Raw genomic sequence first — 11800 nt, 5'->3', positions numbered from 1 at the left:
TAAGCTAACCACTACTACTGCCTTCATGGCTCGGGACTTACACCCTATAGACTGCACCCATGCCGGGCGCACATAAACAGGGCATTGGAACACATTTTCCAATGCCTTATAAGTTGTAAATACCAAAGTTGAACATTTAGTTATTAACAATAATATTAATTAATACTACAAAACTATAGAATATAGCACTGAATGTATTGATAAATCTACCGAAAGTAGCTGCTAATTAATAACCCAAGAGCAAAAAACTAAGCATGCTTCAAGATGTTCATAATATGAATCCTCCAGCTAAATTCGGATATGTGAAAAGTGAAGATAAGCAGTATTTAGTTGATGAGAGGTACCATTACAAAATCGTTAAAGCATTGTGAAACAGTGGTTGATAATACAGAGCATAAAGCTGACATCGTTTACTTAATTCATTACTTGTCTAGTTTGGGATATAGTTCGGCCTTTATAGTCGGATGCATTTCCAGTTGTTCCAGGATAATCTTCTCCATGATTCTATACATCCATAAATCTGTTTCTCTATTGCTTTCTTCGGAAAACGTAATCTTAATAACTTTTCCTTCTTGACTCACTGCTCCATTCACCTCCCGACAACGTCCGAGCAGCTTTTCATCCTGTCTTCTTTGCGCCTGTTTTCAAAAAGCTCAATCTGACCTATATCTTTTCTGGCACTGTTGGAACGACTTTTACGAACATTCCATGTTAAGTGTCCTTGATAAAAGACATTCTGGGTGATTTTATCAATCATTGATGCGACCCATGTTTTTCCCTTAGGTGAAGGTATACTACATTCACCTAGAAAAGAGGCAATAAAATTGAGCGTGAGTTTATTTCCTTCAGAACAGCATCAGGAATGGAAAAAAAGGCAGAAAGTGGACACTTTTTAGGTGGTAGGGTTTTCGGATATGAAACTTATAATAAGGAACTGTCAATAGTTCCCGAAGAAGCGAGTGTTGTTAAATACATCTTTGAAAAATATGCGTTAGACATGTGGGGATATAGAAGGATAGCTGCAAATGAAATGGTAACAATCCTGGGTTTGTTTAACGATGATACCCTTAACCTTGATAGTGACATGTTAAAAGATCAATTAGTTACTAAGCAAGAAGAAATCAACAAGAAAAAATCTAATCTGGATGATATTACAAATCAATTAGAGATTAAACGTAGTAAATCTATTATGGAAATTATTAAGTTTTCAATTTCAAACTTCAAAGATTTCTATCTTACAATCCTGTCTACAATGTTTAATAATTAAACGGTTAAACGAACAAAGTTTTATTGATAGCATTATTGCATCTAGAGAGCACTCATATGTCACTCCAGTTTGCAAAGAATGTGGTAAGAAGATGGTCCACAGAAATACAAAAGTAGGAATCAGCTTATTATAAGTGCTCAAAACACAAAAAGATTAGCATAACAACCAATGAAGTCAATCAACATTTAACGGAATCAATAACTGCGGCCATTAGTTCTTTCCGGGAAAAAGATTTAAAGTATGTAAAGCTGATTCTGTAATATCGTCTTAACAGCGTTAATAGTCCATTCTTTATCATATTTTGTCCTAACTCCTTGCATGTTAAGGTAAGTTGCAAACAGTTTCAGAGAAATCAGATTGTAACTTCCTGTGAATAGGTAAAATTTCCTGTTATAATATACTTATGCTTAAATAAGGAGACGAGCCTATTGGATGAAGAATTTCTAGTATTTATTGATGAAACAGGTGACCATAGTTTACAACACATTGATATGGAATATCCCATCTTTGGCCTGGGGGCTTTATTTTGTAAGTATGATCATTATGTAAGACATATTAACCCTATATTTGATGATCTTAAATATAAATATTTTAATAAAAGGCATGTTTTACTTCACTCGACTGATATTCGGCGCAGAAGAAAAGACTTTAACATACTTCTTCACCCTGAAACGCGTGAAAATTTCTTCAATGATTTAAATACAGCTATCCAAGAGGCACCTTTTTTCTTTGTAACCTCCTTTGTTGATAAGTTGAAACACTCTGAGCAATATGTAGATCCTGATAATCCATATGATTTAACACTTTCCTTTATTATGGAGAGAAGTTTCTTTTTGATAAAAAAAAGATATCCGAATGCAAAATGTCGTTTTATTGCTGAGAGTCGCGATCATGCTGAAAATTCCAAGCTCTTAAAAACTTTTGAATACCTAAAAACTGTTGGAACTTCTTTCGTAAGTGCTGCTGAACTTGAATTTATTTCTAGCTTAGATTTTGTCAAGAAAGAAGAAAATGAAACTGGTCATCAAATTGTTGACCTTTGCTTATACCCACTGGCAAGGACATATTTAAAGGGAGAATGTCACCCTTCAGTTCCGATTTTCTATGATAAGATTTATAAAAGTCCTTCTGGGTCACCTAGTGGCTACGGTCTAAAGACATTTCCAAGCGGCATAAGTAGAACACTTATTGAAGAAATTGAAAGTAAGTGTAGATGATTACATACTTCTTAAGAATTTGTTCGAGGAATTTGCAAGAAATTATATCTAAATGGTCACAGATTGTGTTTACATCGTAAATACATTTGGGTATACTATAAGTAGATAAGGGGACTGCGACTGCGCGGGCTCCTTTTCTTTTTGTCTGTTGTCATCTTTGCAACACACACTTAATTTTACAATCATTTCAATCACTCTTTATTTTTTTGTCGGTATTATCATTAACTAAACCCCATAATAATGAAAATTTAACGGGCATATGTATCTTAAAACTGCTGCAAGGATACTACAATCTTAAAGATGGAAGCAAACGGAAGCATCCCTACTATGTATGTGGGAATTTCCACAACAAAGGCTCTTCTGCTTGTAAAGCAAACTCCATTAAAGCCTATGATGCAGAGGATGCTGTCATAAATCGTATTAAAGCGTTCTTAAAGGACTCAGATGGCTTTATCAATACAATTGAATCCATTAATAAGCAAACCTTTCAATCAAACTTAACAATCCAAGAACAGTTAGAACAGATACAATTACAACTAACCGAAGCAAATGTGATTCAAGAAAGAATATGGAGGCATTCGAGCAAAACTTGTTTCCTGTTTCTATCTTACAGGAGAGTTTATAAAAGCTAACTATGCAGATAAATGATTTAAAGCAAAAGAGAAATGAACTTAGCATTCAACTAAGTTCTTCTGACTTTAAGGTGATACCACATGATATTATTCAACATCTGTTAGAAACATATATACAAGTCTTTCAACATTCATCCAGGGAGAAGCAAAAGCTACTCTTTCAGCTTTTGATCAATGCCATTTCAATCAAATTTTCAACTGGTCGTTCAAGAGCAGTAAATCAAATTGAACTTGATTTTGATTTTTCCCAAATCAACCTATCCAAGACGTTCATGCTTATCCATATACTTTATCTTGAATCAGGCAAAGAAGAGCAACAAACTGCATCTTTACCCGATTCAATAGACAAAAAACCTGCTTACCTTCACAAATTTTTGCCTCTATTTATGGTACGGTTCCCCGTTCTTCTCTAAAGGTAATGTATGAAAATTACAGTTTAATAAAGCAATATGGAGAGAAAACGCTCGTTCCCCCTATGAGTCGAGCGTTTTCTTTTATCCAAAACTACCCTTGAATGCACGAATTATTTCCGACGCTTTTTCATTCTCTATTTCCATTTTAGTTTTGCCGACAAACCGAGTGGTAACACCTTTTCTTGGTTTAGGCAAATTCCCTTTTCGTTTAGGCTGTTTCATATTTAAACTCCTTTTCCAGTAAAGATTCCGCAAAGCTTTGCAAAAGCAAAAGAAAGGTATTCTTAAACCATTCTAATTGGATAAAATCGATAAAATAGTCTCAACTTAACATCCTTTAAAGCAAAAGTATCTCTTTAAACTTATTTTGTCCATTTTCAAGTGAAAATGGTTGGTATCTCATAGGGAAGGATGGCATGGAAAAATTCAGATCATATACGCCTAAAGACGCTACGACAATAAAAAATGACTCAGGTAATTATTCTGAGCCATTTTCATATCAGATAATGTCAAAGAGCTTAATTCACATGGCAATTAATCTTTCCATGCCTGGTGATCTATTGGGTGTTCCTCTCTGTACTCATCATTACATGAACGAGAGCAAAATAAATCATGCATCCCATACCATCAAATGATTCCCAATAGTCATTACTTCTAATTTCTTTACCGCAATTTGTACATGTACCTACATACTCATCTTTAATTTGGCTCATGAAAATGCCCTCCTTATTATGGTTGTTTCAGTAAAACGAATACAAACCCTCAAAATATCATGAAATATTAAATTATTAACCCCTGTAAATCAATTGTATATTCCTTGCCCTCATTCACTTCTCTGAGAAGCTCCAACGCATGTTTTGAGTATTTATGCATTTCGGTTTTTCCAGTCTTAATCAACACATGATATTTGTTATCTGTTTCCTTTATGTTCACTCCTTTGTTACGAATTATTTCAGCAATAAGTTTGTTAGCTCCATACCAAGTGGGATAACCCAATTGTTCACCAATTTGTGTAAGGTTAAATGGATATTGAAGGTTCAACTGGCTGGGATCATCAAGCATTGCTACTCCATATAGTTTTGGAAGTGCCTGTTCATCACTAACTGCCTTCTCAATAATTTCAAAATCTACCTCTACACTTCTTCTTGGGATATCACTTCTAACCAGTTTATAAGTTCTTGCGAGTAAAGCCCGTAAGAGTTTTGGGTGTACATTATCCCATGCTTTGTTAGCACCGAATGCTTCAAAAACCCAATCAAAATTTTTGGCTTCTATATATTTTATTCGTATTTCTTTATTATTGATAAATAGCACCTTTTCTCTTTGAGGCAATTCGTTCTCAGATAAATTTTTGTTATACTCCAGGAAATATATGTTTGGTATAAGATCGCCATTTGTCGCAATGATTTCATCAATATCTGCAAGTATTCTCTGGATGTTTTTATCATTTCCGCTATAACCGATAAAGACCAAAGGGTGTTCTGCAAAAAAGGTGAGCAGTTTTGCACTGAGATACTTCTTCTTTTCAATGAATAATTCGTAATCTTCGTTATTGAATACAAGCCCTGAAAACTCAGTCGTACAGCCATGGATTTTAAATATTTCCCCTATTGACATTGTATCTGGCTTTAAAATCTTTTGACCAATAATAGGTTGATAGTCTTTGGAAATATTTTCCAAAAATCTATCATAATTGGTTGTAATTATGGCATGCGGTTGTATTTCTTGTAATAGTTGCAATTCTTTACGGTGATGTTCTGATTCGACACCTTCGATACCGTTTGGTGTAATGGAATCAAAATACTGCGAAATTTTATATTTTATATATGTTGCTTTTGGAACAGAAGCAGTAAATAAGTCGGCAGGAAATTCTTCTCTGTTTCCCCAGGCCCACTTTCGATAATAGTCTGTAAATTCACTTCCTATTTGCTCTAAAGAAACGCCATCTTGTAAATAATATCCGACTTCATGAGGTATTGATGGACATAATTTTTGAAGGACTTCCAAAAGCTCAATCCAATTCGGTGCATCAAAATATCGCTTTGAAAGTCCTGAGCCTACAAATAATACTGGTTGTGTACCAAGTTCATTTAAACATTCTCTTATATCAGAGGTTATTTCTGAAACATAGGTTTCGTAGCCCATCCTTACACCGCTCCCTTTTCCCCATATTTTGATATTTCTTTCAATATCTTTATACATATTTTAACAAACGGAGGTGTTAAATAGTAAGTAATTTGTTCCTAAAATTGGAATAATGTCGAGTGCAACACCACACATTGCTGAGGTTGTTTCTATTAAAAAAGTCATTGAAGATGTATGCGTGTCCTACCTGAGAGTTTTCATGCGTAGAGTGCCGACTGTTGAGAACTGAATTAAGGGAGCAGTAGAATTTACTAATTTTTTGCGTTTCCTATTCTGGAATCACTTTTGTTCACTATATAGTACATCACCCCTAATTGGATATTTCAGCACGACGAAACGGGGAAAATTTTTTTGGAATTATCCCTTTCTTTTTTCTCCATTTCTTCGTACCGTTTAGGAAAACCTTCTTGGAGTCGATTTTGTCCACCTTTACATCCTCATCCAACATAAATTGAAGCTTCAGCACGACGAAACAGTGAAAATTTTTGGGCATATTCCCCTCTTTTTTTTCTCCATTTCTTGTACGGCAAGGAAAACCTTTTTTGGAACCGATTTTGTCCACCTTTAAAACTACACCACACTTAATTGTATGTTTCAGCACGATGATATGGAGAAAATATATAAGTAGCACGACGATATGGAGAAATATTAGCATATACCGCAATTTCCACACCTGAAAAATAAATATGAAGAAATTGGCATCGCCAAATTCCCCTTTAGAATGGAGGGATGGAATCAAAAGAATATGGGAGCATGAAATTAAGGAAAATTTTAATGGCGTAATTGAAGAGATATCTGAATTTATTGATCAAGCAAAAAGAAAGAAACACCCTGATTGCTGCAAGCAATCAAGGTGAGAAGAGTGGAAATTTAGATATAACCCTACAAAAAACAGTGAAAATCGCCATTACAATTTCAACAACGCCTTATTTTTCATTTATTATTTCATCAAATATACTTAGTTGGTCAGTCCTTACCTCTTTTTTTTCCTCCACTTTTCTTTTTTCTTCCTCATTGTTTTCATTTTGAAAAACAATTTCCTTAAAATCCTCAACAGAATTTAAAGCCTTATTAAGTAAATTCATCTTATATAGTGAAACGTAGAGTGCTACTGACTTTGCCTGGCAGTTAATTGATTTTTGCGGGTTAAACTCTATGTCGGTAAAAGCATCATATTCAATAACTTGTTTACTTAGTTCATTATTTTTTGACAAGGCATTAACGTATAACCAATCATAGAACATAGTCTTTGGTTCAAGTTCCCATCTTCTACTAAAAAATTTAAAGTACAATAGCTTTCCACTGCTTTTAATTCTCTCATCTTTTTTTGCCTCTTTTGAAGTCTTATCATACAAATCCATAAAAGGGCCACCATGCTCAAATACTTTGCTTGCTTGAAAGGCAGTCTCAACACTAAATTCTTTATTATTCTTTGTTTTTATCATCAAATTAAATGCACTTAACGCTACACCTAACTTTTTATCGGACTTACTGGAAATTTCCAAGACATTTGCGGATGGATATAACTTCTCGAAGCTTTTATGAAATGACTCAATTGATCTTTGTTTTTGTTTCACTGAAAAACCAGGAAACCATTCAAATTCAATGTCTTGTATTTTTACATAGCCTCTTTCTTTTATACTACTTATAAAAACTGGTCTCTCAGCCATAATTCCTCCTTATTTATCTCCAATGTGTATAGTCAGGTCTGGGTTCATATAACCACTTCTGCACTTCGACATTTACAGTACCTGGAACATACTGCTTATATTTATCACTTAAAAAAGCATTTTCAAAGGCAACTGAAAAGATATATGAAGGTTCAACTTTCCCAAATACTAATACCTCAGCTTGAGGATTGGTTGGAGTAGCAGGGTTTAAATTTAAAGCCTTCCTGGTTGGTTTATTGGGGAATTCATCAAATAATCTTTTAAATGCCTGTATTCCTTTTCTTGACTCTACAGGGGTTTGAGTGACGGCATTACTTGCCGCATTTTCAACACAAAATGCACAATCCTTTTCCCATAATACATCCTTTTTAATACCTAATACAACCCAATCCAAATGTGGATTTTCATTCCTATATCTATAGAACATCTTATAATTTGGTACCTCAATAGAAAAACAAGAAGCATCATGGCACCCATCATACCTATAAGCGTCGTTCCAACTGTATGCCAATTTTTTTGAATCTAAATCGGCAATAGGTAAAATTCCATGTTGAAAGATGCTTGATAAGTTGCTTGCCTGTGTAAAGTGCAATAGAAATCGCACACCAGATTGATTAACAGTGTTTTGCATATAAAATCCCCTTTTCAATAATTTAGTAGATTCCTAATACAATTCTACTACAAAATGGTAAAAGTAGGTATGTTATACTGTTGAGGGTGTTTTTGTTATTGGGAAACTGTGAAAGCAGAGGATGGAATATCAAAAGAAATTGGGAGAATGAAATTAAGGAGAATTTTATACGGTGTTATTGCTATCTGGATTCATTGATCAAGCAAAAAAGGAAAAAAACACACTGACAGAAAAGAATAGATTATGTGATGTGGAATGTTTGGAATGTAAAAACACACTATATTATCAACCCTATGATTTTGGAAAAAGGATTAATTTAGTGGACAAGAAAGATAAAACAAGTTTTTAAACTATGTAAATTAACTTTTCACATCTTGAAAATATTGGTATATTTTTGTTATATTCAAGGTATCCTTTTTGCTTTTGCGGAGCTTCAGGATCAAAATGGCTTCTCTCAACTGCGGGGGAAGCCATTTTGTTTAATGACGTTTATCTTTAAACCTCATCAGAAGGAGAAAAGAAGGAGTCTGATGCCACATTTTTTCTAAAAAATGCGTATTGGAAAGAAGGTATTAATATTGAAGCGGACATTAAAGCGGAAAACGAAACAACCTCATACTACTGTACCCGACATGGGACAGAAAAAAGTCATTAACAAGTTAGATAAGGCAATGAAAATATTGGAGAATAGACCAGTTGAGAAGTCCTTCTACAAGTGACCAAGTAATTTAAAATGACAATTCAATATAGAGTTTTCCATGAATTAATGTGAAATATTAGTACCTTGGAAGCTTGGAAGGTGATTTTATGATAACAGAAGATGAACTGAATTGGATAAGGAAGGTTTTAAGTAGCGATCATCATTCAGATTCTAAACTATCAGATGATGAAATTCGTTGGTTAAAGCAGATTAAAGGTGAGGATTATGAATATGATCCCCTTACACTACCAGCACACTATGTTCGTATAAAAAAAAACCAGTTTGAACGTAATGCAAACAAAGAAATTGTTAGAAAAGACTTAGATGTTCTAAGACAAAAGATAAGAAAATTCACTCCACAAGAGTTGCTTGACCTTAAAAATAAAAAAACAAGAGAAAACATGGGTATTGAAGATTTCGCTGGCATTTATATTATTCATAATCTTGTACATGATATGTATTACGTAGGACAATCAGATAGCGTATTTGACAGGGCTTACAAGCACTTTCTCCAAGAACCAGCAGGAAATCCTGAAATATATAATGATTATAGTTTAGGAGATACATTCAGTATTAGTTTAATCCCCTTAGAGAATGCCTCCTTTTCATCTTTAAATGAATTAGAGGATAATGCTATAAGGGCTTATGATTCATTTTCAAAAGGGTATAATAGGATGCCAGGTAATTTAATGGATAAACCTTTTTTCAACAATGGTGATTACCAAAAAGTCGCCGATTTAATATTAAATAATATAAAAGGAACAGAGTCTTTTTTGAGACTTTCAAATGATCGAAAGAGAAGGCACTACACCAATAATTTATTATCAGAACTTAAATTGCCATACAATCCACATTTTATTAGTGGCTTTGTTAAAGTGATAAAAGGATATCAAAAAGTTAATAAGAAAACCGAGAAATATTCCAGCCTCTTTAACTAAGGTGAGTTTTAGTTAAAAAGTTTTAGGTATTCCAAATAAAGAGACTCGCCAATTACTTTTGGCGAGTTTTACTTTTATATACCAATAATGATATCAAACTGCTTACCATTTCGACATTTATTTAGAAAAGCACAAAAACGAATTACTTTAATTTATTTAGAGATTGCTTTCCTTTTTGCTCTAACCAAGGTACTCCTACTAATACCTGTCATGTCTTCAACTTGGCTATAGCTATAGGTTTCAAGGAGATTTAAAGCGTGTGCTATTTGTTTCTTCGAGTATTTGTTGGGGCGACCTTCTCGAAAATCAGGATGCCTTTTGGCAATTTCTTTTCCCTCAGAAGTTCGCTCTAAGATTAAACTCCTTTCCATCTCGCTAACGGCTAAAAGTGTTTGAAGAAAAAATCTCCCCATCGTTGTATCCTCTAATAATCCCACGTTTAAAACATGTACTCGAACACTCTCTTTAAATAAAAGCTCAATCACATCTATTCCTTCCCTGGTGTTTCTCGCAAGCCTGTCTAACCTGGTAACTACTAACGTATCCCCTGCTTGTAGCTTTGAAAGCAATTTCTGAAACTCTGGTCGATCACATTTTATTCCAGTATAGGCATCGGTATAAATGACCTCACACCCCTCTGCCTTTAATTGTTGTTCCTGTGCTTCAATACTATTACCGTTAAGTTGCTGTGATTTTGTAGAAACCCTCGAATACCCGAATTTCACTGGAAAACCTCCTATTTTAGTAGTTTATTTTTGGACATGAGTTGTGATTAGGCTTGATGCCATGTTGCTACTGCATATAATTTTCATGCTCAATTGTGTTAAGTTTTGACACTTAATGCAGATTCGGAAAAATAAAAGAGTAACCAATGCATTGTTTTTCAGCTGCACGCAAACTGTTTTGTAAACGTTTCATGTTACATTTTTGTTTACATTTATGTTTTTGTTTAAATTGAATTAAATGTAATCATTTTCTTAACAAAAAAGGAAAGACATTGTTTAACCAATGCCTTTTGGGTTTTATTAAAAATAAATGATTATTTCTCATTTTCTTTTTTCTCTTCCAAAACCCTCATCACCAATTCAATCAAATTAAGCAAATCTACCTCGTATGCAGATGCCAACGCATGAATGGTACTGACCGATGGATTTGTTCTTTCCCCTCTCTCCAATCTATTAATATAAGATGGCTCCAGTCCAGTTATACTCCCTACTTCACGAAGACTCCAATCTCTCTGCAACCGAGCATTATAAAGAAATAATGCAAATGGGTTACTCTTTTCTCTTAGCATCATATTCCCACCTATCTTCCTTGTTTTTATTAAACTCCTTATTAATTCCAACGTTATATTGTAGTTTAAATAAAGGAACTCTATAACTGTCCACAATATTGTCGAGAGTTATATAAGGTGTGTAAATGGAATTTGATTATGAAGAGGGGAAAATGCACAATGGCGAAGTTAATTAAAGTCCAAAATGCTCTTGATGAAATAAAAAAGACTTCAACAATTTGTCGATTTAGTAGAAAGCTATGAAGCAAGCACAATTGAAAAGTGGATCATCAAGGAATATGCCTATACGAATAGTATTTTAGAAGTAGTCAGACAGGCTGATATCCGAAATGTCTCACATGAAGGCTTGCCGTTAGGCCGAGATTTTGTAACTGCGGTTATAAAGAGTAATCCATCGGATGAACTTCATCGAATAATGCAATCAGGTTACAAACATAGAATAAGAATCAATAAGGGTAGATAACTTACAATTTGACGATGTGCCTTCTATAAGTTGGTTTAGGGAGTGTTATGTTGTTAAGGAGACTTTGTCGCAACTTACGTCTTTTCGAAAATACCTCTCCCTGATTGGAAAGGGTTTTTTGTTTAATTTAAAGGCTGTGTTAAACTTTAATGTTGATTCTTAAATAAAAATAAAGAAACCGTTCATAGAATGGTTTCCTAATGTTTCACTTCACAACTGATTTGCTATTGTTTATTTTTTTACGAATGTAATGAATAACAGGATTAATGTTGCACTAAAAAAGGCTACTGTTCCAAGGAAACTATATATAGCGTAAGAAGTGACATTATCCATTTCAGTAGTTTTTTCTGCTAATTGTTAATGACGTTCTACAATGTCCAGAGATTGTCGGTATTAATTGTCCTAAAACTGACGGATTTACCGTCCAAAA

Annotated in this window: 13 protein-coding genes; 4 read left to right on the top strand and 9 right to left on the bottom strand. The window is 33.9% G+C overall.

What is annotated here, in order from left to right:
* Positions 1 to 589: 589 nt before the first annotated feature.
* Positions 590 to 793, bottom strand: coding sequence for a recombinase family protein (locus tag JJQ88_RS21945; protein WP_481748325.1), 204 nt, complete (start codon positions 791 to 793; stop codon positions 590 to 592).
* Positions 794 to 862: 69 nt separating this feature from the next.
* Between JJQ88_RS21945 and JJQ88_RS20770 the strand changes: the two genes are divergently transcribed.
* Positions 863 to 1267, top strand: a complete 405-nt coding sequence (locus JJQ88_RS20770) for a hypothetical protein (RefSeq protein ID WP_210367946.1) — start codon at positions 863 to 865, stop codon at positions 1265 to 1267.
* Between the two features lie 233 nt (positions 1268 to 1500).
* Here the strand turns inward: JJQ88_RS20770 and JJQ88_RS20765 are convergent, their stop codons facing one another.
* Positions 1501 to 1614, bottom strand: a complete 114-nt coding sequence (locus tag JJQ88_RS20765; protein ID WP_282597742.1) for a recombinase family protein — start codon at positions 1612 to 1614, stop codon at positions 1501 to 1503.
* A gap of 81 nt (positions 1615 to 1695) precedes the next feature.
* Here JJQ88_RS20765 and JJQ88_RS20760 point away from each other — a divergent pair, with 81 nt between their 5' ends.
* Together JJQ88_RS20760 and JJQ88_RS21755 are read left to right on the top strand one after the other, a co-directional pair.
* Positions 1696 to 2484, top strand: coding sequence for a DUF3800 domain-containing protein (locus JJQ88_RS20760; protein WP_210367945.1), 789 nt, complete (start codon positions 1696 to 1698; stop codon positions 2482 to 2484).
* Between the two features lie 206 nt (positions 2485 to 2690).
* Entirely contained in the window at positions 2691 to 3116 is a 426-nt protein-coding gene (locus JJQ88_RS21755; protein WP_349237167.1) for a recombinase zinc ribbon domain-containing protein, read from the top strand.
* A 494-nt stretch (positions 3117 to 3610) separates the two neighbouring features.
* On the opposite strand, the gene JJQ88_RS20750 is transcribed toward JJQ88_RS21755, so the two are convergent.
* The 5 genes from JJQ88_RS20750 to JJQ88_RS20730 all read right to left on the bottom strand — a co-directional run bounded on the left by JJQ88_RS20750 (position 3611) and on the right by JJQ88_RS20730 (position 7975).
* Positions 3611 to 3751, bottom strand: coding sequence for a hypothetical protein (locus JJQ88_RS20750; RefSeq protein WP_210367944.1), 141 nt, complete (start codon positions 3749 to 3751; stop codon positions 3611 to 3613).
* A gap of 335 nt (positions 3752 to 4086) precedes the next feature.
* Positions 4087 to 4242, bottom strand: a complete 156-nt coding sequence (locus JJQ88_RS20745; RefSeq protein ID WP_210367943.1) for a hypothetical protein — start codon at positions 4240 to 4242, stop codon at positions 4087 to 4089.
* A gap of 67 nt (positions 4243 to 4309) precedes the next feature.
* On the bottom strand, positions 4310 to 5674 hold the full coding sequence (locus tag JJQ88_RS20740; protein ID WP_210367942.1) for an SIR2 family protein: 1365 nt from the start codon (positions 5672 to 5674) through the stop codon (positions 4310 to 4312).
* Positions 5675 to 6600: 926 nt separating this feature from the next.
* Positions 6601 to 7344 carry a DarT1-associated NADAR antitoxin family protein gene (locus JJQ88_RS20735; protein WP_210367941.1) on the bottom strand — a complete coding sequence of 248 codons (744 nt, stop codon included), beginning with the start codon at positions 7342 to 7344 and terminating at the stop codon, positions 6601 to 6603.
* Positions 7345 to 7357: 13 nt separating this feature from the next.
* Positions 7358 to 7975, bottom strand: coding sequence for a DarT ssDNA thymidine ADP-ribosyltransferase family protein (locus tag JJQ88_RS20730; protein WP_210367940.1), 618 nt, complete (start codon positions 7973 to 7975; stop codon positions 7358 to 7360).
* 807 nt (positions 7976 to 8782) lie between these two features.
* Between JJQ88_RS20730 and JJQ88_RS20725 the strand changes: the two genes are divergently transcribed.
* On the top strand, positions 8783 to 9613 hold the full coding sequence (locus tag JJQ88_RS20725) for a GIY-YIG nuclease family protein (RefSeq protein WP_246861338.1): 831 nt from the start codon (positions 8783 to 8785) through the stop codon (positions 9611 to 9613).
* Between the two features lie 152 nt (positions 9614 to 9765).
* Here the strand turns inward: JJQ88_RS20725 and JJQ88_RS20720 are convergent, their stop codons facing one another.
* Entirely contained in the window at positions 9766 to 10338 is a 573-nt protein-coding gene (locus JJQ88_RS20720) for a recombinase family protein (RefSeq protein WP_210367939.1), read from the bottom strand.
* A gap of 314 nt (positions 10339 to 10652) precedes the next feature.
* Positions 10653 to 10907 carry a helix-turn-helix domain-containing protein gene (locus JJQ88_RS20715; protein ID WP_210367938.1) on the bottom strand — a complete coding sequence of 85 codons (255 nt, stop codon included), beginning with the start codon at positions 10905 to 10907 and terminating at the stop codon, positions 10653 to 10655.
* Positions 10908 to 11800 lie beyond the last annotated feature (893 nt).

It is taken from the genome of Bacillus sp. REN3 (genome assembly GCF_017912555.1).
GTDB lineage: Bacteria > Bacillota > Bacilli > Bacillales > Cytobacillaceae > Mesobacillus.
Note: the sequence above shows the minus strand (reverse complement) of the source record. Positions and strands in the feature narration are given on the sequence as shown.